Below are 20,438 nucleotides of genomic sequence, written 5' to 3' on the forward strand. Positions count from 1 at the left end.
ACATGGCAGCGCGACGGCTCTTCGGCGGCGGCAAGCAGAGGACGTACGTCCCCCCGACCCCCCACCCCAGCGGCGCACAGCCCCCGAAGATCCCCGGCGAGCTGGTCCCCGACCACGTCGCCATCGTGATGGACGGCAACGGCCGTTGGGCCAAGGAGCGCGGACTGCCCCGCACCGAGGGCCACAAGGTCGGCGAGTCCGTGGTGCTGGACGTCCTCAAGGGCGCGATCGAGCTCGGGGTCAGGAACATCTCGCTGTACGCGTTCTCCACCGAGAACTGGAAGCGCTCGCCCGACGAGGTGAAGTTCCTGATGAACTTCAACCGGGACGTCATCCGCCGCCGCCGCGACGAGATGGACGCGATGGGCGTGCGGATCCGCTGGGCCGGCCGGATGCCCAAGCTGTGGAAGAGCGTCGTCCAGGAGCTCCAGGTCGCCGAGGAGCAGACCAAGGACAACGACGCCGTCACGCTCTACATGTGCGTCAACTACGGCGGCCGGGCCGAACTCGCCGACGCGGCGCAGGCGCTCGCCCTGGACGTCGCGGCCGGGAAGCTCGACCCGAAGAAGGTCAGCGAGAAGACCCTCGCCAAGTACATGTACCACCCGGACATGCCGGACGTGGACCTGTTCCTGCGCCCCAGCGGGGAGCAGCGCACCTCCAACTTCCTGCTCTGGCAGTCGGCTTACGCCGAGTTCGTGTTCCAGGACGTGCTCTGGCCGGACTTCGACCGCCGCGACCTGTGGCGCGCCTGCGAGCAGTACGCGATGCGCGACCGGCGCTTCGGCGGGGCGATCCCGAACGAGGTCGGCGCGCCGGTGCCGTCCCCGCGCTGACGGGCGCGTACGACGGAGGGGACCTACCGGGATCTGCCCGGTGGGTCCCCTTCGCCGTACGCGCGCGGACGAGCCTCAGACCTTCTTGGCGCACTCCGCGCAGGTCCCGAAGATCTCCAGGGTGTGCGCGATGTCGCTGAAGCCGTGCTCGGCGGCGACCGAGTTGGCCCAGCGCTCCACCGCGGGACCCTCCACCTCGACGGTCGCGCCGCAGTGCCGGCAGACCAGGTGGTGGTGGTGCCCGCTGCTGCAGCGGCGGTAGACCGCCTCGCCGTCGGCGGTGCGCAGCACGTCCACCTCGCCGGCGTCCGCGAGCGACTGGAGCGTGCGGTAGACCGTGGTCAGACCGACGGAGTCCCCGCGGTGCTTGAGCAGGTCGTGGAGCTCCTGCGCGCTGCGGAAGTCCGCGATCTCGTCCAGGGCCGCCGAGACGGCGGCTCGCTGCCGGGTCGAGCGGGCGCGCGGCGACGGGCCTGCGGTGGTCACCGTGGGTCCTCCTGGGGTCGTGGGCGTCTCGCACATCATTGTGCCAGCCCCGCCCGCCCCTCAGGTGTGGTCGTGCCGGACGGTTCGCCGGAGGCCTGTTCCGGCAGTTCGACGTCGCACACCTTCGGCCCGTGTTCGCCGGTGCCGCGGTGGCGCCGCCGGGCGAGCGGCGCGGCGAGCAGGCTGAACACCGCGAAGACCGCGATGGCGAGCAGCACGATGGCCGGGCCGGAGGGCACGTCCAGGTGGTAGGAGCCGGTGACGCCGGCCAGCGAGACGACCACGCCGAGCGCGATCGAGGCGGCCTGGGTGGCGGCGAAGGACCGGGTGAGCTGCTGGGCGGCGACCACCGGGACCACCATCAGCGCGCTGACCAGCAGCAGCCCGACGACGCGCATGGCGACCGTGACGGTGACCGCGGCCATCACCGCGAGCAGCAGGTTGAGGGTGCGCACCGGCACACCGGTGACCCGGGCGAAGTCCTCGTCCTGGCAGATCGCGAAGAGCTGGCGGCGCAGGCCCACGGTGACCGCGACGACCACCGCGCCGAGCACCGCGATGGTGGCCAGGTCGGCGGGGGCGACGGTGAGGATCGAGCCCCACAGGTAGCTCTCCAGCGAGCCGGCCCCGGCCTGGGCGGACATCGAGACCAGCAGCTTGCCGCAGGCCATGCCGCCGTAGAAGAGCATCGCGAGGGCGATGTCGCCGCGCTGGTTGCCGCGCGAGCGGACCAGCTCCATGGTGACGGCGCCGAGCACGCAGACCAGCACGGCCATCCAGACCGGGCTGGTCTGGAAGATGAAGCCGAGGCCGACGCCGGTCATCGCGACGTGGCCCATGCCGTCGCCCATCAGCGCCTGGCGGCGCTGCACCAGGTAGATGCCGACGGCCGGGGCGGTGATCCCGACCAGGACGGCGGCGAGCAGGGCCCGCTGCATGAAGTCGTAGGAGAGCATCTCGGTCATGCCAGCAGCCTCGGCGGGGTCAGGTCGGCGTGCGGGTGGACGTGGTCGTGGCCGGGCAGCGCGTGCAGCCCGGTGTTGGGCACGGGCGGGCCGTCGTGGGCGACGCAGCCGTCCCGCAGCACCACGGCGCGGTCGATCAGCGGCTCCAGCGGCCCGAGTTCGTGCAGCACGAGGAGGACGGAGGCGCCGCGGCCGACCTCGGCGCGCAGGGTGTCCGCGAGCACCTGCTGGCTGGCGGCGTCCACGCCGGCCATCGGCTCGTCCATGATCAGCAGGTCGGGGGTGCCGACCAGGGCGCGGGCGATCAGCACCCGCTGCTGCTGGCCGCCGGACAGGTCGGCCACGCCGTCCCCGGCCCGCTCCAGCATGCCGACGGCGGCCAGCGCGCGGTCCACCGCCTCGCGGTCCCGGCGGCGGAAGGGGAGCAGCCGGTGCTGCGGCAGCCGTCCGGTGGAGACCACCTCGCGGACGGTGGCGGGGACGCCGGAGGCGGCGGTGGTGCGCTGCGGGACGTACCCGATCCGGTGCCAGGCGCGGAAGGAGCCGTACGGGGTGCCGAACAGCTCCAGGGTGCCCCGCTCCAGCGGGACGGAGCCGATCACGGCCTTGACGGTGGTCGACTTGCCGGAGCCGTTGGCGCCCAGCAGGGCGACGACCTCGCCGGGGCGGACGGTGAGGTCGACGCCGCGCAGCACCGGCCGGCCGCCGCGCGAGGCGACGGCGTCACGGAGGCGGACGGCCGGGGGTATCGGGTCGGTCATGGTGCTCGGTCCCGTCAGTTCGCGGGGGCGGGGGTGGTGGCGTCGGCCGTGGCGGGCGCGGTCGGGGCGGCGCCGGTGGTGCCGGCGGTTCCGGCGGTTCCGGCCGGGGCGCCGAGGGCGGCCTGGAGGTTGGCCAGGTTCTGCTTCATGACGGTCAGGTAGTCGTCCTTGGCGGGGTCCTTGACGCCCTCCAGCGGGTCCAGGACGGCGGTCTTGAGGCCGAGGTCCTTGGCGACGGTGTCGGCGAGCTTGGGGCTGACCAGGGTCTCGAAGAAGACGGTGGTGACGCCGTTGTCCTTGGCGGCCTTCTGCACCGCGGCGAGGCGGGCCGGGGTGGGCTCGGACTCCGGGTCGACGCCGTTGATGGCGACCTGGGTGAGGCCGTAGTGCTCGGCGAGGTAGCCGAAGGCGGCGTGGCTGGTGACGAAGGTCCGGGTCCCGGCGTCCTTCAGCCCGTCCCGGAACTCCTGGTCGAGCGCGGTGAGCTTGCCGACCAGCTCGTCGGTGTTCTTCCGGTAGTCCTCGGCGTGCGCCGGGTCGGCCTTGGCGAACTCGTCGCCGACGCTCTTGGCGATCGCCGCGTAGCGGGTCGGGTCGAGCCAGATGTGCGGGTCGCCGGCCGTGTCCTCGTGCTTGTGGCCGTCGGCCCCGTGGGCCCCGTCGGCCGCGCCCCCGGCCTCGGTGCCCTCGTCGAGGTGGTGGTCGACCAGCGGGCTGGCGGCGGTGGCGTCGATCTTGTGCTTGCTGGACGACTGCGCGACGGCCTGGTCGACGGTGGGCTGGAGGCCCTTGAGGTAGATGATCGCGTCGGCCTTCTGGACCGTGCCGACCTGCTTGGCGGTGAGCTCCAGGTCGTGCGGCTCGACGCCGGCGGCGGTCAGGTCGGTGACCGCGACGTGCTCCTTGCCGATCTGCTGGGCCAGGAACTCCATCGGGTAGAAGGACGCGACGACCTTCAGCCGGCCGCCGCCGCTGTCGGCGCTGCTGCTGCCTCCGCAGGCGGTGAGGGCGAGGGAGGCGGCGAGCGCGGTGGTGCCGAGGGCTATGGAGCGGCGGGTGCGGCGGGAGAGTCCGAGTCGAGGCAGTCCGATCATCATGACAATCATTCTCATCTCACATGGAAATGATTGTCAAATCACTCGGACGGGTGAACGAGAGGTGACGGAGGGTGGGAGTGGCCGGACGATACCGATTTGAATCACGTACCCGTATGGCCGGTAACCTGAGGTATTCGGGTACGCGCAACCAGCCGTGCCCTGACCGTGCCGTACGTACTGAAGAGAGCACTGTGGCCGCCGACAAGATCGACACGATCGTCAGCCTGAGCAAGCGCCGTGGCTTCGTCTACCCCTGCAGCGAGATCTACGGCGGCACGCGTGCCGCCTGGGACTACGGGCCGCTGGGCGTCGAGCTCAAGGAGAACATCAAGCGCCAGTGGTGGCGCGCGATGGTGCAGGCCCGCGAGGACGTCGTCGGACTCGACTCGTCGGTGATCCTCGCCCGCGAGGTCTGGGAGGCCTCCGGCCACGTCGCCACCTTCAACGACCCGCTGACCGAGTGCCTCTCCTGCCACAAGCGCCACCGGGCCGACCACCTGGAGGAGAAGTACGAGGCCAAGCACGGCTTCCCGCCGCCGAACGGCCTCAAGGACGTCAACTGCCCCGACTGCGGCACCAAGGGCCAGTTCACCGAGCCCAAGGACTTCTCGGGCATGCTGAAGACCCACCTCGGCGTCACCGAGGAGGCGAGCGGCCTGGCGTTCCTGCGCCCCGAGACCGCCCAGGGCATCTTCACCAACTTCAAGGCCGTCCAGACCACTTCGCGCAAGAAGCCGCCGTTCGGCATCGCCCAGACCGGCAAGAGCTTCCGCAACGAGATCACCCCCGGCAACTTCATCTTCCGGACCCGCGAGTTCGAGCAGATGGAGATGGAGTTCTTCGTCAAGCCGGGCGAGGACGAGCAGTGGCACGAGTACTGGCTCCAGCAGCGCTGGGACTGGTACGTCGGCCTCGGCCTGCGCACCGAGAACATGCGCTTCTTCGAGCACCCGAAGGAGAAGCTCTCCCACTACGCCAAGCGCACGGTGGACATCGAGTACCGCTTCAACTTCGGCGGTAGCGAGTTCTCCGAGCTGGAGGGCGTCGCCAACCGCACCGACTACGACCTCCGGGTGCACAGCGAGGCCTCCGGCCAGGACCTGAAGTACTTCGACCAGGAGTCCGGCGAGCGGTACTTCCCGTACGTCATCGAGCCGGCGGCGGGCCTCAACCGCGCCATGCTGGCCTTCCTGATCGACGCCTACTTCGAGGACGAGGCGCCGAACGCCAAGGGCGTCATGGAGAAGCGCGTCGGCATGCGGCTCGACCCGCGCCTGGCCCCGGTCAAGGTCGCGGTCCTGCCGCTGTCGCGCAACGCCGACCTGTCCCCGAAGGCCCGCGGCCTCGCCGCCGACCTGCGCACCGCGTGGAACGTCGAGTTCGACGACGCCGGCGCCATCGGCAAGCGCTACCGCCGCCAGGACGAGATCGGCACGCCGTTCTGCGTCACGGTCGACTTCGACACCCTCGAGGACAACGCGGTGACCGTCCGCGACCGCGACACCATGTCGCAGGAGCGCGTGTCGCTGGACCAGGTCAAGGCGTACCTGGGCGCGCGGCTGATCGGCTGCTAGCAGCGGGTGGCCGAGCTTTTGCTCGGGGAGCCCTCGTCCGCCCTGGTGGGGCGGGCGGGGGCTTCCTTGCTGTTCCGGGGGGCTTCGGGGCCCTTGGTGCGCCTCCTGCGCTTGCCTGCGGCCCTGTCCTCGGCCCCGCCCTCGGGCCTGCCCTCGGGCCGCCTGCCGGTGCTGCCGCTACCGGCGCCCCCAGCGGGAGCGCGGGGCCGCGGGCGGGCGGGTCGGCAGGCCGGCGGTGCGCAGGGCGGCGAGGGTGGTGCGGTGGCGGGCCTCGTCGGCGAGCAGCGCGGCCAGCAGCTGCGCGTACAGCTCGGAGTTGCCCGCGCCGTCCAGGGCGGTGGCCAGCCCGACCACCTCGGCGGGCGGGCGCAGGACGGCCAGTTCGCCCAGCAGGAGGGTGGCGAGTGCGGGCGGCAGTCCGGTCGCGAGGGCGGCGAGGTCGGCGGTGGAGCGGCCGGCGGCCTGGCGCAGCAGCGTCCGGACGTCGTCGGCGCGGCCGTGCTGCTGGAGGCAGGCGGCCAGGGAGGTCAGCTCGGGCATCGGCGCCGACCCCCACTCCCAGAGCAGGGTCGCGCTGTCGGCGGCCAGTCCGGCCTGGTCCAGCGCGGAGAGCAGGCCGGGCACGGAGGCGGCCGGGTAGCCCCAGAAGGCGTGGAACACCTCGGCCGCCTCCTCGGCCAGGCCCAGTTCGCGCAGCTCGGCGAGCACGGCGACGGAGTGGTCGGGCGCGGTCCGGGCGATGCTGCGGGCGAGGTGGAGCGAGCCGCCGGTCGGGCCGTACCGGGCCAGCATGCCGACCAGCAGCGCCGCGTCGGCGGAGGTGAGGCGGGCGGCGGCCGTGTCGATCACCTCGGTGGCCTCGGCGAGGGAGCCGGCCCGGTGGAGGGCGGTGATCCGCTCGGTGAGGGCGCCGAGGTCGGGGCGGACGGGCGGCGGCGGGGCCTGGTGCCGGGGTGGCTGGTGGTGCTGTCGCGGCGGTTGCGGGGCCGGCTGTTGCTGCTGGGGGTGCTGGTGCTGCTGCGGTGGCGGTGGCGGTGGCGGCTGGTGCTGGTGGCGGATCCGGCTCTCCAACGCCTCCAGCTGGTCGCTGAGTTGGAGGCAGCGGGCGCCCAGGCCCTCGCGCAGGGTCCGGGCCTGGGCGAGCTGGCGCAGCAGCTCCCCGTCCGGCCGCTGACGGCCCGGGGTCGCCCGGATCGCCTCGTTCAGGCGCCGTTCGCGTTGGCTCGCGTAGCGGCTCGCGCGGAGTAATTCGTCCAGCTCCGCGCGGAGTTCGGCGGCCTGCAGCTCGCCCTCCGGCTGCCCGCCCGCGGGTTGTTCCGTCGGCCGCATGCGCATGATCGCCCCAACCTGTCCATCCGGACCCTGACTGCGTGACATCTTGGCGACAGTATGTGGCTGGGGAGTTACGAGCGCACGACCAGTCGTGCCCGAGTGGTGTCAAGGAGCGCGCAGAGGGCGGTCGTTGCGAGAAGTGCGCCGGTCGCGCTCCGCAGGAGGGTCGCCTCGTAGTACGGGCCGGGCGCGAGGGCCGCGACGGCGTATCCGACCACCGCGCCCGCCAGGGCGGGCAGCAGGAGCCGTGGTGCGTCCCGGCGGGCCGCCGCGCCGATCACCAGGAGCCCTGCCAGGGCGGCGAGTTCGGGAGTGCCGAAGGACTCCGAGTAGCGGATCGACAGGGCGGGGACGAGGAACAGCGCGAGCGCCCGACCGATCGTCCCCGCGAGGGCGGCGGTGTACGGGCCGGGTTGCGGGCGCGGGCCTCGGGGCGGGACGGTGCGGGTGGCGACGAGCACCGCCAACGCGGCCGCGGCAGACGGGAGATGGTCGCCGATCCGGGCGAGGTTGTAGAGCAGCGCGGTGTCGTACAGCACCAGCATCAGCTGGCCGTACGCCCACAGGTCGAGGGCGAAGCGGAACAGGCCGCGGGCGGGTCCGGGCTCGGGTACGGGCTTGGCCTCGGGTTCGGCTTCGGCTCCGGGCTCGGCTCCGGTTTCGCGTCGGGCCAGCCAGGCGATCAGGGGAGGGGTGAGGCAGGCCGCGAGCGTACGCAGGACGAGGTCGTCCACGGTGTACGGGTTCCGCAGGTCCCACTCCACCGCGCAGAACGCCACCGTGTACGAGGCGGCGGCCAACGGGACCAGCGGCGAGCGGGCCAGCCGGACGTACAGCGCGCGGTCCAGCCGGCGGACGACGGCGACGAACGCCAGCAGTACCAGCGGCAGTTCGAGGAACGCCTGGACCCGCAGGACGGACGGGGCGAGGAGCTCCGGGGCGGGGAAGCGGGCGGCGAGGGCGTCGAGGCGGGGCACGTCGAACCAGCCGGGCTGGAGGTAGCGGGTGATGAAGGAGACGTCGCCGTGGTGGACGCGGTTCACGTAGACCGCGACGAGCACCTGGTTGAGGTAGATCAGCGCGACGACGGCCGCCAGCACCGGCTCCGGCCCGTACGAGCGCCCGCGCCGCGCGGGCCCGGCCTCCCGCCGCAGCACCCTCGGCGCCAGGAACAGGGCGGCGGCGGCCGAGGCCACGACTGTCCCGTCCAGCAGCGGAGCGATCCCGCTCATGCGGCCAGTCGTGCCCGCGCCTCCATCAGGGCGAAGCCGAGCAGGTTCAACCCGCGCCACTCGGCGGGCTGTTGGGCCCGGATGTCGTCGGCGGCGAGCCCGATGCCCCAGATCCGGTCCACCGGGCTGGCCTCGACCAGCACCCGGTCACCCGTGCCCAGCAGGTAGCTGCGCAGCGCCTCGTCCTGCCCGAACTTCGCGACGTTGCCCGCCACCACCAGCTCGAACCGGCCGTCCACCCAGGCCTTCTCGTCGAAGTCCTTGACCAGCCGCCCCAGCTTCTTCGCCTCGGCGGGCGTGCGGGCCGCCAGCACCTGCCGCACGATCTCCTCGTCACCGAACATCCGGGCCTTGCCGGCCATCATCCAGTGCTCGGCGGAGGCGTACGCGACCCCGTCGACGGTGAACTCGCCGGGCCACCACTGGCTCAGGCACTCCTGCCGGGTCCCGCCGCCCTTGCGCTCGGTGTGCCCCCAGAACATCACCCACTTCGGCCGCACCCCGTCGGCCATCGCCACGGCCAACTCCTCGCGGCTGCGGACGGTGGACAGGTCCCCCACGTGCATCTCGCTCATATCGTCAGTCTGACATGAAGGGGTGGGTGCCGCGAACCGTTTCGCGGTGAATCACCCTCGGGGTGGTGACCCGGCGAGTCTTCCCCGGTCAGGCCTTGGCGGCCATGTCCAGGAAGCGCAGGCCGACCTCCGTCACCTCGTCCGCCGTCCATCCCAGGGCCGGTTCGCCGAGGCTGACTTCGGCCACGGCGAGGCCGGGGGCGGCGTCCTCCCAGTGGGAGACGAACCAGATGCCCTCTTCCTCGGCCAGTGCCAGGTGGGCGGCGTTGAGGGCCTCGGCCGGGTGGGGGAGCCAGAGTTGGTACTCGTGGGTGGGCGGCACCTCGGGGTAGAGGCGGGCGCCGGGGAGGGCGGCCAGGGCCGGGGTGAGGGCGGTGGCGGCGTGGTGGATGTGGGCGGGGATGCGGGGGAGGGCGGTGTCCAGGCCGTGGAGGGCGGCGAGGGCGGCCGGCCACTGCTGGGAGAGCTGGCCGCCGTAGCGGTGGCGCCAGGTGCGGGCGTAGGCGGTGAGGGCCTTGTCGCCGGCGAGGGCGGCGCCGCTGATGCCGCCGAGGTCCTTGTAGTAGGACACGTAGACGCTGTCGGCGAGGGCGGCGATCTCGTCGAGCCGCTTGTCGAAGTGGACCGTGGTGTTCCAGAGCCGGGCGCCGTCGAAGTGCACCCGGGCGCCGGTCTCGCGGGCCGCGGCGACGAGGGCGGTCAGCTCGTCCCAGGTGGGGAGGAGGTAGCCGGGGTCGCGCAGCGGGAGTTCGACGACGAGGGTGCCGAAGGGCTCGCCGACCGCGTGGAGTTCCCCGGGGGTCGGCTGGCGCTGTTCGGTGGTGGGCCAGAGGCCGCGCAGGCCGGTGAGCTGGGTGTAGGCGTGCCGCTCGTGCCGCTCGATGTGGCTGAGCGGGTGCAGCGCCACGGCCGGGTTGCCGGTGCGTTCGGCGTGGTGGCGGAGGGCGACCTGCTGGGCCATCGTCCCGGTGGGGAAGAAGACCGCGTCCTCTTTTCCGAGCAGTGCGGCGGTCCGCTCCTCCAGCTGCCGCACCGGCCCGTCGCTGCCGTAGAAGTCGGGCAGGACGTCCAGACCGTCCAGGGCGGCGAGTTGGGCGAGGCGTTCGCGGATGCTGAGGACGCGGTCGGTGGAGAGGAAGCGCTCGCAGGTCATGCGGGCCGCGCGGCGCCGGCGGAACTCACTCTGGTCGTCGGTCATCCGGCGATTGTCAGCCCGGTGGCGCGGTCAGACCAACCGCTTTTCCCACCGCAGGGCGGGGTGTCCGGGTACCCACGCCGTCTGGGTGTCCGCCGTGACGCGGAGCCGGACGGCGGTGAGGTCGGGGCGCCCGGCCTCCTGCCAGGCGGCGAGGAGCCGCTCGATCTCGTTCCAGAGGGCGGGCCGGCCGCCCTGGTGGACCGTCCAGCCGTAGGTGTCGTCCTGGACCTGGGCGGAGGCGCCGGGGACGGAGAGACAGTAGACCGATTCCAGGTCCTCGCCCGTGGTGACCCAGAACCATGCCTCGGGGAAGGCGAGTTGGACGAGAAAGGCGGGCGTCGGGTCGTTGAGGAGGGTGGGGGAGGTGTCGGTCGGACGCCCGGTGCCGTCGGCACCGGACCAGCCGGGCAGGAACGGCGGGCGGGACGGGCGCGGGACGGCGGCCCGGCCGGTGACCCGGCCCTCGGCGGTGCCGTCGGGGAGCACGGTGAGCTCGACCCGGCCGGCGCCCTCCTGCCAGGTGCCGAGGACGGCCGAGACGGTGCCGCCGGGCCTGGTCTGCCGAACCCAGCCGTAGGGGATCAGGCGGACCGGGTCGGTGGCGCGGACCCCGTCGTACGGCGGGTGGGCGGCGGCGGTCGGGGAGCCGACCTCCAGGATGTTCCGCGGGCCGTCGGGGTTCATCGTCCTCCTCGGGGTGGGGCCGGAGCGGGTCGGGGCCGCGAGGCCGTCCGCCCACGCCGGGATCGACGCGGCGGACGGCCTCCGGCTCCGGTCAGGACTAGGCGGGCAGCAGCGCGGCGATGTCCCCCAGGAGCCGGGCCGCCGGCGCCGGGTCGACCAGCCACTTCAGGTGGCTGCCGGGGAGCGTGTGGACGTCGAAGGGGTTCTCCGGGGTCAGCGCGTCGCCCTCGCGGATCATGCGGTCCTGCATGGCGAGCGGAATGCCGGCGTCCTCGGCCAGCCGGACGTACGACCTGGGGATCCGCCCCCAGGTGTCGGGCCGGGCCCGGTCGTCGGGGGTGCCGGTGTCGAGGTTCTCGTCGGGCTGGAAGGTGTTGAGGAAGAGCATGAACTCGTCGTCCGTGCCGTCGGCGAGGAAGGACGCCTTGAAGGAGGCGAGGACGCCGGGGTCGGCGGTGCGGAAGTTGATGCGCAGCAGACCGAGTTCGGCTGGGTTCCCGACCAGCGCCGCCATCAGCCCCGCGGCGTCGGCCGTGGCCATCTCGGGCTCGGCGTAGTAGGCGTTGATGTCGAGGTCGACGGGGCACCAGGCGGAGACGTAGACGATGCGGTCGACCAGGTCGGGCCGCTGGTTGGCCGCGGCGGTGGCCGTCAGGCCGCCGCGGCTGTGGGAGACGAGGACGACGGGCCCGTTCCGCTTGGCCCGCTCCAGTATCCCGATGAGGTGCGCGACGTTGTCGGCGAGTGTGACGCCCTTGATGGCCCCGGGGGCGATGGCGAGCCCTTCGAGGTCCTGCGGCGCCTGGTAGGCCCGGGGGTACGTCGCGGCGAAGCCGTGGCCGGGGAGGTCGACGGCGACGGAACGGTGTCCGAGGAGGCCGAGTTCGGCCTGGAGCGGCGCGAAGGAGAAGGAGTTCGCGAAAGCCCCGTGGACCAGGACGAAGGTGGGTTGCATCTGTCTACTGCTCACTTTCCGGTCCCCTGCGCCGCACTGGCCGGCCGCGGGGACTGCTTCGTGCGTGGCAGGCGCCGGCGGTCACCTGCGGACGCGCGAGGGCGGCGTGCGAACGGCTGCCCACGGTCCGGTGATTCACCCTACTCAGTGAATGATCATCAGCCCACCCTCCGGCGGCACGGCTTCGGTGCTCCACCGCCCACCGCTCACCCCGGGGTTACTCGGGGTGCGGGTCCGTGCCGTCCTCGGCGGGCCAGCGGCCCTCCGCGTACAGCCGGACGAGCGCGGCGTGGGAGAGCGGGCTGGTGGGGTCGGCGACGTCGCCGTTGGTGGTGTAGTCCAGGAGTACGACCTCGTCCTTCTCCCGGAGCCGCTCGACCAGGTCGGCGGCGCGGTGTTCGAGGACCCATCGGTAGGCCGGCAGGTAGATCCGGCGGCGGGCCGTCTCGTACGACAGGAGCCGGTCGCCGTGCAGGCCGGTCCGGTGGCCCTGGACGGGGCCGAAGCGGCGCACCGTCCGCTTGAGGCCCTTCATCGAGGTGACGTGCAGCTTGGCGGGGTCGACATCGGCGTCCCGGAAGACCTTGAGGGCCTGCCAGATCCCCTCCACGGACTGGCTGGTCGCGCCGTCGCCGTAGGGGACCGGGATGCCGCCGTGCGGGTAGAACGGGCTCAGCCGCACCCACGGGTCCGGCGCCCTGGAGGTGACGTCGACGATCTCCGCGCCGGGGAACGCGGCGGTCAGTGCGGCCGCCGTACGGCGACGGCCGGCGATGTGGATCGGCATGTGCGGGCTCTCCTGCTCGACGGCGCGGGCCACCGAGTGTCCCCGGTGCCACTGACATTCCTCGCCGGGGTGCGGGCGGACGGGAGCGGATCCGGCGCGGGGGGCCGGTGGTCAGGTGCGCCGGTAGTAGGCCGCGACCGGGGCCCGGGCCTCCTCGGGCAGGGCGGGGCCGTCCGTCGGCACCGCCGGCCAGGCGCCCGAGTCGGGGTTGAGCTCGACGAGTTGCTCCGTGGCGAGCGCGTACACGACCCGGCCGATGCCGGAGCGGAGGATGCCCCCTTCGCACATGCCGCAGGGCTGGCAGCTGGTGTACATCGTGGTGCGCGCGGCGGTGTCCGGGGAGAGTTCGCGGGCGGCCCAGCGGGCGAGTTTCAGTTCGGGGTGGGCCGTGATGTCGTCGTCGCGCCGGACGGTGTTGTGGGCCTCGGCGAGGACCTCGCCGTCCGGGCCGGCCAGCAGGGAGCCGTACGGGGCGTCGCCGAGGGCGACCGCGTGGGCGGCGATGGCGATGGCGCGGCGCAGCAGGGCCTCGTCGGCTTCGGTGATCACGCGGTCCTCCATTGGGTGGAGACGGTGGTGAGGGTCCGCCAGGCCTGCCGCGGACGACGGGTGTCCTCCGGATCGCCGTGGTAGGGGTCGAACACGACGGTCTCGGCCCCGAGGTCGCGCAACTGGCGCAGGTCGTCGAGGACCTGGTCGAGGGTGCCGACGCCGGCGGGCCGTTCGGGGTCGTCGACCGGCGCGGTGGTCAGCCGCAGGGCGATGCGGGGGGCGAACCCCGGCACCGGGTGCTCGGCCAGGACCGACCGCATCCGGGCGACGGGGAGCCGCAGCGGGTGCCAGGCGTCGCCGAACCGGACCGCCCGGCGCAGCGCCGCCTCGCTGTGGCCGCCGACCCACACCGGTACCGGCCGGTGGCCCGGTTCGCCCGCCCAGGTGTCCCGCAGTGTGGCCAGGTACTCGTCGGTCAGTCTGCCGCGGGCGCCGAACGGCACGCCGAGGGCCTCGAACTCCCGGCGCGCCCAGCCGATCCCCACGCCCAGGACGAACCGGCCGCCGCTGAGCCGGTCGAGGGTGCTCGCCGTCCGCGCCACCAGCAGCGGGTGCCGGTAGGGCAGGACGAGGACGGTCGTGCCCAGCCGCAGGCCGGGGGCGGTCCCGGCGAGCCAGGACAGCGTGGTGAACGGCTCGTAGAACGGCTCCGGGTACCGCTCGGCCACGTCCGGGGTCACCGCGACGTGGTCCGACACCATGAGGAGGTCGAAGCCGAGGCCCTCCGCGGTCCGGGCCCACTCGCGCAGCACGCCGGGGTCGGTCCCGGGGCCGAAGTTCGGTACGTTGAGGCCAAGTTGCATGGATCGAGGCTATCCCCGTGATCATGGCGGACGGAACGGCATCCTCCCTCTGTCACCTGCGGATCGCCGGGGATTTCCCGGTAGATTCGCGCCATGGCCGTGAATCTTGACGACACCGACTGGGCGATCATCGAGCAGCTGCAACAGGAGGCCCGCATCTCGCTCAGCGAGCTGGGGCGGCGGGTGTCCCTCAGCCCGTCGGCGACCACGGAACGGGTGCGGAACCTGGAGTCGCTGGGCGTCATCACCGGCTACCACGCGACGGTGGACCTGGCGAAGGTCGGCTACCCGGTGCTCGCCGTCGTCCGGCTGAAGTACCCGGGCAACCGGCACGAGCCGCTGCGGCGACTGCTCGCCGAGCGGCGGGAGGTCCTGGAGTGCCTGCGGACCACCGGCGACGACTGCTACACCCTCAAGGTGGCGGCGACCTCCATGGAGCACCTGGAGACCCTGGTGGACGAGCTGGCCGGCTTCGGCAGCACCACCACGAGCGTCGTCTACAGCCGGACGCTGCCGCTGCGCGGGCCCGCTCGGCCCTGATGCCGGAGGGGCGTCGGACTCAGCCCTGATGTCGGAGGGGAGTCGGACGGGAGTCGTCGGAGGGGAGTCGGGAGGGAAAGGTGCTCCCTCGATCGGGGGAGGTCGGCCGGCCGTCGCGCGGACAGACTGGCGATCGTGACCGGGGGTTTCCTACCCCCCACGATTCCACAGGAGTTGACCCGTGCGTCGTTCGCGCATCCGCCACATGGCACTCGCCCTCACGCTCTCGACCGTCGGGGCCGTCGCGGCCGTCGGGGCGTCGGCACCGTCCGCCATGGCGGCACCGGCGGCCGCGCCGGCCGCGGCTTCTTCGGACGCCGTGCAGCAGGGACTGAACGCGCTGGTGCGGACGGACGGGATACCCGCCGCGCTCGCGACCGTCCGGGACGGGCGGGGCCGGACCCGCGACTACACCGCGGGGGTGGGGGACCTGGCCACCGGCGCCAAGGTCCCCGTCGACGGGCAGGTGCGGATCGGCAGCAACACCAAGACCTTCACCGCCGTCGTCGTGCTCCAGCTGGTCGGGGAGGGGAAGGTCGACCTCGACGCCTCCGTCGACACCTACCTCCCCGGCCTGGTCCGCGGAGAGGGCATCGACGGGCACGGCATCACCGTCCGGCAGCTGCTCCAGCACACCAGCGGACTGCCCGACTACGAGGGGCTGCTGGAGGAAACCGCCCTGCGGACCCGGTACTTCGAGCCCCGGGAGCTGCTGGACATGGCCCTCGGGCAGAAGCCCGCCTTCGCGCCCGGGGAGAAGTTCGGCTACAGCAGCACCAACTACGTGCTGGCCGGCCTGATCGTCCAGCGGGTGACCGGACGGCCGATCGCCGAGGAGATCGACCGGCGGATCATCCGGCGCGTCGGGCTGCGGCACACCTACTTCCCGGCCGTGGGCGACCGGACGATCCGGGAGGCCCACCCCAAGGGCTACCGCAGGGATTCCGCCGACGCGCCGCTGACCGACTTCACGGAGCTGGACCCGTCGGCGGCCTGGGCGGCCGGGCAGATGATCTCCACCAACTCGGACCTCAACCGCTTCTTCACCGAACTGCTGGTCCCGGACCGCCTGCTGCCCGCGGCCCAACTCGCCCAGATGCGTACCACCGTCCCGGTCGGCGACGGCATGGCCGCCGGACTGGGCATCTTCAGCCGGACGCTCACCTGCGGCGGGGTCTACTGGGGGCACGGCGGCGACATCCCGGGCTACGAGACCCGGGGCGGCGCCACCGACGACGGCCGTGCCGTGAACATCGCGATGACCACCATCCCGGCCGACTACGCCGTCACCCGGCACCTCGAAGGCGTCGTCGACGCCGCCCTGTGCCGCTGAGGTGGTGACCGGGCCGTGAGCGGTCAGGAGCGGTGGTGGTTCCCCTCGTCGCCGATCACACCGTTCCCGTGGTGGACGGACACGCTGGAGTACGTCGCCCGCATGCGCGTGGCGTGAGCCGTCCGGTGCTGTTCGATCAGCATTCCCTCGGCGTTGTCGGACTGGTGCCGCCGCGCGCGTTCCCGGAGTACCAGGAAGGCCGTGGCACCGACGATGGCGCCGACGAGCGCGACCAGGAACACCGTGACGAAGACCATACCGTCACCTTCCCCCCGTTCGAATGCGTCCAACCTTTATCTCACGGGCGTAGGGCGGTCGCACCCGAGTCGTCGGAACAGTCGGAACAGTCGGGTGGTCGGGACGGCAGACCGTCGCGACGGCCGACTGTTCCGGCGACCGTACGGGGCGTCAGGGGCGGGCCTGTTCGGCGTTCGCGCGCTCCGTGACCAGCGCCAGGACGCGGCCCGCGATGGCGAGGTCCTCGGCCGGGATGCCGGCGTACAGGCGGGCGGTGATCCCGGCGGCCTCGGTGGTGGTGCGCTCGTAGAGTTCGCGGCCGGCCGCTGTGAGGTGCAGCCGGGACGCCTCCGCCGGGTCCTGCGAGAGCAGCCCGGCGGAGGTCAGTTCCCCGATCACGCCGTGGACGACCGACTCCTCGGCCTTCAGCGAGCCGGTGACGTCGCGGACGAGCGCGTCCCGGGCGATGGAGCCGCCCGCGACCGCGACGACCCGGAGCGTCACGCTCTGGTGGAAGGTCGCTCCGTGGCGGTCCAGCACGCCCTCCAGGAGGGCGCGCGCCGCGTAGTGGGCCAGGGCGATGACCCGGCCGTTGACGGCGGTGGGGGCGGTGGGGGCGGTGGGGGCGGTGGGGGCCGTGGCCGGTGCGGCGTTGGCCGTGGTGGCGGTGTTGGTGGCGGTGTCGGGCGCGGCGGCGGTGGTCATGACGGCTCCTCGGCGTTCTCGACGGTCTCGGCGTGCGGCGGATCCAGAGGTGCGTCGAGCAGGGCGGCCAGTTCGCGGGTGAACTCCCGGGCGCGGGGGCTGTCCTGGCCGCCGAGTGGCGCCAGCAGCTGGTCCAGGAGGCCCTGGACCACCGTGATCGCGCGGCGGGTGACGTCGCCGCCCTGCTCGGTGAGCGACAGCTGCATGGCGCGCGGGTCGTCCGGGTCCCGGGTGCGGGCCACCAGCCCGGCGGCCTCCAGGGCGCGGGCGAGCTTGGAGACGTAGAGCGCTTCGAGGCCCGTGTGGTCGGCGAGGCGGCGCTGGCTGGGGCGCAGCCCGGAGCGCGACATGCCGTACAGGGAGGCCAGCACCGCGTACTGGGCGTGCGTCAGACCCAGCGGTGCGACCGCCCGGTCGACCGCCACCCGCCACTTCATCGACAGGCGCCAGACCAGGAATCCTGCGGTGGCGCCCTCAGCTGTTGAACTCACGGCAGATACAGTACATAGCTGCTATGTCCATGGCTACTATTTTCAGGGCCGGGGAATGGGGCTCGGGGTGCCGGGCGGAGCGCCTCGGGCATGACTTTCGACAGATCCGGTGCGGCGGCGGCCCTCGTAGGGTCGTGGGCATGCGGATGAGTGGGGCGGCGCTGCCCGTGGTGGCGTCGGTGTGTATCGGGCTCGGTGTCACGAGCCTCTGGTGGGCGCTGCCGGCGATCGGGTTCTCCTTCCTGGCCGGGCTGCGGATGCAACGGGTGCGGCCGGCGGCAGTGGTGTTCGCCGTGCTGGTCGCGGCCGGGGTGCTGGTGGTCGGGGCGGTGCCCTCCTGGATCGTCCTGGGGCTGCGGTTCGTCGCGCTCGCCGTGAGCACCGGGATGGGCCCCTGGCTGCTGGGCCGGTTCTGGCGGCAGTCGCAGGAACTCGTGCGCGCCGGGTGGGAGCGGGCCGAGCGGCTGGAGCGCGAGCAGCAACTCGTCGCCGAGCAGGCCCGACTGCGCGAACGGGCCCGGATCGCCCAGGACATGCACGACGCCCTCGGCCACGACCTCAGCCTGATCGCCCTGCGCGCCGGGGCCCTCAAGCTCGCCCCCGACCTGGCCCCGCCCCACCGGGAGGCCGTCCAGGAGATCCGGGCGGGCGCGGCCGCCGCCGTCGACCGGCTCGGCGAGGTGATCGGCATCCTGTGCGACGGGGACGAGAGCGGTGGCGCCGCCCGCGCGGCCCACGGACCGGCCGACTCGGACATCCCGCACCTGGTCGCCGAGGCGGCCGCCGCCGGCCTGGACGTCCGCTCGGAGATCACCGGTGAGCCGGACGGGCTCCCGCGCGCCACCGAGCACGCCGCGTACCGGGTGGTGCAGGAGGCGCTGACCAACGCCGCCAAGCACGCACCACGAGCGGCCGTCACCGTGGAGGTGGCGTACTCGGCCGACGGCGCCCGCCTCCGGGTGGTCAACGGCCCCGGGCCTGTGCCCGCGCCCATGCCTGCATCTGCGCCCATGCCCGCACCTGCGCCCGCGTTCACCGTCGCCCGGGCGACGGGCTCGGCACCTGCGTCAACCCCGCGCGGCGCAACGCCCACCGGAACGTTCACCGGAGCGTTCGTCGGCACGTCCGCCGCACCCGCGGGAAGGTCCGCCTCGACGCCTGCCGTGCCGCCCACCGGTGGCCGCGGCCTGGTCGGGCTGGCCGAGCGGGTCCGGCTCGCGGGCGGCACCTTCGCCCACGGCGCCCGCCCGGACGGCGGGTTCGAGGTCGAGGCCACTCTGCCGCGCCGCGCCGCCGGGCCCGTCCCGCTGCCGCCCGCCGCCCCGTCGTCGCCGGTGCGCGAGCTGCGACGGGCGCGGCGCAGGGTGGGCCGTACGCTGGCCGCCGTGGTGCTCGTCCCGCTGGGGACGGCCGTACTGCTGACCGTGGCGCTGCGAGTATGGACGCTCTACGTGGTCAGCCTGTCGGTGCTGGAGCCGGAGGTCTACGCCGCCCTCCAGATGGGGCAGGACCAGGCCTCCGTCGAGCGTCTGCTGCCGGGCCACCGGCTGCCGTACCGCCCGCCGAGCGGGCCGGCGACGCCCGCGCCGCCGCCGGGGGAAGGGGTCTCGTGCGTGTACTACGCCATCACCGCCCAGCTGTTCGTGGACCGGGCCGGCGATGCCTACCGGCTCTGCTTCCAGGACTCCCGGCTGGTCTCGCGGGACGTGCTCGTCTCCTGAAGCCCTGTCTTCCGGCCTTCCACCTCCCGCGCTCCCGCCGCAACTCCCTTTCCCCACCACCTCCGTACCGAGCGACCGACAGGAGCCACCGATGACCACCGCACCGATCCGGGTGCTGCTCGCCGACGACGAGCCCATGATCCGCGCGGGACTGCGCGCGGTGCTCGCCACCGACCCGGGCATCGAGATCGTCGCCGAGACCGGGGACGGCCGGGAGGCCGTCGAACTGGTCCGGCGCCACCGGCCGGACGTCGCCGTACTGGACATCCGGATGCCCGGGACGGACGGCATCACGGCCGCCGCCGAGATCCGCCGGAACGGCCTGGCCACCGGAGTACTCATGCTGACCACCTTCGGTGAGGACGACTACATCCTGCGCGCGCTCAGCGGCGGCGCGAACGGCTTCCTGATCAAGTCCGGCGAGCCCGAGGAACTGCTCGCCGGGGTGCACGCGGTGGCCGGAGGGGCGGCCTACCTCTCACCCAAAGTGGCCGCCCGGGTGGTCGCCCACCTGGCCGCCACCGGGGCCGGCGGCCCCGCCGACCGGCGTGCCGGTGCCCGGGAGCAGGTGGCCGCCCTGACCGCCCGGGAACGGGACGTGCTGACGCTGATCGCCGCCGGGCTGTCCAACGGTCAGATCGCCCGTCGGCTGGGGGTGGTGGAAGGCACCGTGAAGGCCCATGTGAGCTCCATCCTGGCCCGGTTGGGCGTGGCCAACCGGGCGGCCGCCGCCGTCCTCGCGCACGAGGCCGGACTGACCCTCGGCGCGACCTGCGCGGGCGGTCCACGGGACTGAGGCCGCCGCGCCCGGGGCGGTGCCGGAGTCGGAGCCGGAACCCGCGCCTGAGCTGGAGCCCGAGCCCGAGCCCGGGGCCGACGGTATCGGCGGTACCGACAGCAGCCGCCCGAGGACCGGCACCCCGGCCAGGGCCGTCACGGCAGTCGTGGCCGCCGGCCGCAGGGCGAGGACCGCCGCCGCCGTGACCGTGCCGCCGAGCGCGGCACCGGCGATCACGTCGTGCGGGTAGTGCACCCCGGCCGCCACCCGCAGCGCTGCCGTGGCGCCGCCGACGGGTATGACCAGCACCGCCCAGTGCGGGCGCAGCAGCACCAGCCCCGTGGCCAGCGCGACCGCCAGGGTGGCGTGGTTGCTGGGGAAGGACCAGTCGCCCGGCGGCGGACACGCGGCGACCGCCGTGCCCGGCAGCCCGGTGAGCGCCCGGCAGGGCCGCTCCTCGTCGAGGACCACCTTCAGTACCTCGCTCGCCCCGTAGGCCAGCACCGTGCCCAGCCCGACCAGCGCCACCCCCGCGACCACCCCGGTGGCCCGCCGGGCCCGGGCCGTCCACCAGCAGAACGCCAGCAGGAGACCCAGCACCAGCAGCCCGACCTCGGTGGCCGGCTCCAGCAGCGAGGCCACCGCGTGCGGGGCCTCGCCGACGGCCTCCGCCACCCGCCGGTAGCCGCCGGTCGACCACCCGGCCGACACCGGCCCCGCCCCGCCACCCCGCTCCGGCGCCAGCCACGCCACCACCCCGGCCCCCGCGCAGAGCAGGGCCACGGCGAGGACGGGC

General features: G+C 73.5%; 23 protein-coding genes and 1 pseudogene. 7 read left to right on the top strand and 17 right to left on the bottom strand.

Annotated features, from left to right (window positions below):
- Nucleotides 1-2: 2 nt before the first annotated feature.
- On the top strand, nucleotides 3-836 hold the full coding sequence (locus tag ACFRQN_RS12555) for an isoprenyl transferase (protein ID WP_049651096.1): 834 nt from the start codon (nucleotides 3-5) through the stop codon (nucleotides 834-836).
- Between the two features lie 75 nt (nucleotides 837-911).
- On the opposite strand, the gene ACFRQN_RS12560 is transcribed toward ACFRQN_RS12555, so the two are convergent.
- The 4 genes from ACFRQN_RS12560 to ACFRQN_RS12575 are packed head-to-tail and all read right to left on the bottom strand — an operon-like array spanning nucleotide 912 to nucleotide 4,145.
- A complete protein-coding gene (locus ACFRQN_RS12560; RefSeq protein WP_049651097.1) occupies nucleotides 912-1,322 on the bottom strand; it encodes a Fur family transcriptional regulator in 411 nt (136 codons plus the stop codon).
- Nucleotides 1,323-1,357: 35 nt separating this feature from the next.
- Nucleotides 1,358-2,287: a metal ABC transporter permease gene (locus ACFRQN_RS12565; protein WP_049651098.1), complete on the bottom strand. Its 930-nt coding sequence runs from the start codon at nucleotides 2,285-2,287 to the stop codon at nucleotides 1,358-1,360.
- Nucleotides 2,284-3,048, bottom strand: a complete 765-nt coding sequence (locus ACFRQN_RS12570) for a metal ABC transporter ATP-binding protein (protein WP_049651099.1) — start codon at nucleotides 3,046-3,048, stop codon at nucleotides 2,284-2,286. Before ACFRQN_RS12570 ends, ACFRQN_RS12565 begins: the two co-directional genes overlap by 4 nt.
- A gap of 14 nt (nucleotides 3,049-3,062) precedes the next feature.
- Nucleotides 3,063-4,145 carry a metal ABC transporter substrate-binding protein gene (locus tag ACFRQN_RS12575; protein WP_241852702.1) on the bottom strand — a complete coding sequence of 361 codons (1,083 nt, stop codon included), beginning with the start codon at nucleotides 4,143-4,145 and terminating at the stop codon, nucleotides 3,063-3,065.
- A 191-nt stretch (nucleotides 4,146-4,336) separates the two neighbouring features.
- Between ACFRQN_RS12575 and ACFRQN_RS12580 the strand changes: the two genes are divergently transcribed.
- Nucleotides 4,337-5,719 carry a glycine--tRNA ligase gene (locus ACFRQN_RS12580; RefSeq protein WP_030233601.1) on the top strand — a complete coding sequence of 461 codons (1,383 nt, stop codon included), beginning with the start codon at nucleotides 4,337-4,339 and terminating at the stop codon, nucleotides 5,717-5,719.
- 177 nt (nucleotides 5,720-5,896) lie between these two features.
- On the opposite strand, the gene ACFRQN_RS12585 is transcribed toward ACFRQN_RS12580, so the two are convergent.
- The 9 genes from ACFRQN_RS12585 to ACFRQN_RS12625 form a co-directional block, all read right to left on the bottom strand.
- Entirely contained in the window at nucleotides 5,897-7,054 is a 1,158-nt protein-coding gene (locus ACFRQN_RS12585) for a hypothetical protein (RefSeq protein ID WP_074000731.1), read from the bottom strand.
- 68 nt (nucleotides 7,055-7,122) lie between these two features.
- Nucleotides 7,123-8,283, bottom strand: a complete 1,161-nt coding sequence (locus ACFRQN_RS12590; protein WP_074000732.1) for a hypothetical protein — start codon at nucleotides 8,281-8,283, stop codon at nucleotides 7,123-7,125.
- Nucleotides 8,280-8,858 carry an NADAR family protein gene (locus ACFRQN_RS12595; RefSeq protein ID WP_079271723.1) on the bottom strand — a complete coding sequence of 193 codons (579 nt, stop codon included), beginning with the start codon at nucleotides 8,856-8,858 and terminating at the stop codon, nucleotides 8,280-8,282. Before ACFRQN_RS12595 ends, ACFRQN_RS12590 begins: the two co-directional genes overlap by 4 nt.
- An 88-nt stretch (nucleotides 8,859-8,946) precedes the next feature.
- Nucleotides 8,947-10,056, bottom strand: coding sequence for a low specificity L-threonine aldolase (locus ACFRQN_RS12600; protein ID WP_074000733.1), 1,110 nt, complete (start codon nucleotides 10,054-10,056; stop codon nucleotides 8,947-8,949).
- A 27-nt stretch (nucleotides 10,057-10,083) separates the two neighbouring features.
- Entirely contained in the window at nucleotides 10,084-10,740 is a 657-nt protein-coding gene (locus ACFRQN_RS12605) for a hypothetical protein (protein ID WP_074000734.1), read from the bottom strand.
- A gap of 97 nt (nucleotides 10,741-10,837) precedes the next feature.
- Nucleotides 10,838-11,695 (bottom strand): alpha/beta fold hydrolase, encoded by an 858-nt coding sequence (locus ACFRQN_RS12610; protein WP_074000735.1) that lies wholly within the window; start codon nucleotides 11,693-11,695, stop codon nucleotides 10,838-10,840.
- A 217-nt stretch (nucleotides 11,696-11,912) separates the two neighbouring features.
- On the bottom strand, nucleotides 11,913-12,482 hold the full coding sequence (locus tag ACFRQN_RS12615) for a DUF6939 family protein (protein ID WP_074001149.1): 570 nt from the start codon (nucleotides 12,480-12,482) through the stop codon (nucleotides 11,913-11,915).
- Between the two features lie 111 nt (nucleotides 12,483-12,593).
- Nucleotides 12,594-13,031, bottom strand: a complete 438-nt coding sequence (locus tag ACFRQN_RS12620) for a nucleoside deaminase (protein ID WP_074001150.1) — start codon at nucleotides 13,029-13,031, stop codon at nucleotides 12,594-12,596.
- Nucleotides 13,028-13,837: an LLM class flavin-dependent oxidoreductase gene (locus tag ACFRQN_RS12625; RefSeq protein WP_074000736.1), complete on the bottom strand. Its 810-nt coding sequence runs from the start codon at nucleotides 13,835-13,837 to the stop codon at nucleotides 13,028-13,030. The genes ACFRQN_RS12620 and ACFRQN_RS12625 overlap by 4 nt, the downstream gene beginning before the upstream one ends.
- Before the next feature lie 93 nt (nucleotides 13,838-13,930).
- Between ACFRQN_RS12625 and ACFRQN_RS12630 the strand changes: the two genes are divergently transcribed.
- Together ACFRQN_RS12630 and ACFRQN_RS12635 are read left to right on the top strand one after the other, a co-directional pair.
- Complete coding sequence (locus ACFRQN_RS12630; RefSeq protein WP_074000737.1) at nucleotides 13,931-14,377, top strand: Lrp/AsnC family transcriptional regulator; 447 nt, start codon at nucleotides 13,931-13,933, stop codon at nucleotides 14,375-14,377.
- 205 nt (nucleotides 14,378-14,582) lie between these two features.
- Nucleotides 14,583-15,710, top strand: coding sequence for a serine hydrolase (locus tag ACFRQN_RS12635; RefSeq protein WP_079271724.1), 1,128 nt, complete (start codon nucleotides 14,583-14,585; stop codon nucleotides 15,708-15,710).
- 23 nt (nucleotides 15,711-15,733) lie between these two features.
- Here ACFRQN_RS12635 and ACFRQN_RS12640 read toward each other — a convergent pair whose 3' ends face one another.
- The 3 genes from ACFRQN_RS12640 to ACFRQN_RS12650 form a co-directional block, all read right to left on the bottom strand.
- The gene (locus tag ACFRQN_RS12640; RefSeq protein ID WP_049656043.1) at nucleotides 15,734-15,967 is read right to left on the bottom strand and encodes a hypothetical protein; all 234 of its coding nucleotides are present in this window, start codon (nucleotides 15,965-15,967) and stop codon (nucleotides 15,734-15,736) included.
- 151 nt (nucleotides 15,968-16,118) lie between these two features.
- Nucleotides 16,119-16,652, bottom strand: coding sequence for a winged helix DNA-binding protein (locus ACFRQN_RS12645; RefSeq protein ID WP_079271725.1), 534 nt, complete (start codon nucleotides 16,650-16,652; stop codon nucleotides 16,119-16,121).
- Nucleotides 16,649-17,143 (bottom strand): MarR family winged helix-turn-helix transcriptional regulator, encoded by a 495-nt coding sequence (locus ACFRQN_RS12650; protein WP_074000738.1) that lies wholly within the window; start codon nucleotides 17,141-17,143, stop codon nucleotides 16,649-16,651. The genes ACFRQN_RS12645 and ACFRQN_RS12650 overlap by 4 nt, the downstream gene beginning before the upstream one ends.
- Nucleotides 17,144-17,283: 140 nt before the next feature.
- On the opposite strand from ACFRQN_RS12650, the gene ACFRQN_RS12655 reads away from it, so the two are divergent.
- Nucleotides 17,284-18,864, top strand: coding sequence for a sensor histidine kinase (locus ACFRQN_RS12655; protein WP_198959295.1), 1,581 nt, complete (start codon nucleotides 17,284-17,286; stop codon nucleotides 18,862-18,864).
- Between the two features lie 91 nt (nucleotides 18,865-18,955).
- The gene (locus ACFRQN_RS12660; protein WP_380740159.1) at nucleotides 18,956-19,660 is read left to right on the top strand and encodes a response regulator; all 705 of its coding nucleotides are present in this window, start codon (nucleotides 18,956-18,958) and stop codon (nucleotides 19,658-19,660) included.
- A 228-nt stretch (nucleotides 19,661-19,888) separates the two neighbouring features.
- Here the strand turns inward: ACFRQN_RS12660 and ACFRQN_RS12665 are convergent.
- Nucleotides 19,889-20,182, bottom strand: a pseudogene (locus ACFRQN_RS12665) (phosphatase PAP2 family protein); the annotation flags it as partial.
- Between ACFRQN_RS12665 and ACFRQN_RS12670 the strand changes: the two are divergent.
- The gene (locus ACFRQN_RS12670; RefSeq protein WP_380740177.1) at nucleotides 20,148-20,327 is read left to right on the top strand and encodes a hypothetical protein; all 180 of its coding nucleotides are present in this window, start codon (nucleotides 20,148-20,150) and stop codon (nucleotides 20,325-20,327) included. The pseudogene ACFRQN_RS12665 and the gene ACFRQN_RS12670 sit on opposite strands and share 35 nt — an antisense overlap.
- Nucleotides 20,328-20,438 lie beyond the last annotated feature (111 nt).

This window comes from Kitasatospora sp. NPDC056800 (genome assembly GCF_042789775.1).
Classification (GTDB): Bacteria; Actinomycetota; Actinomycetes; order Streptomycetales; family Streptomycetaceae; genus Kitasatospora.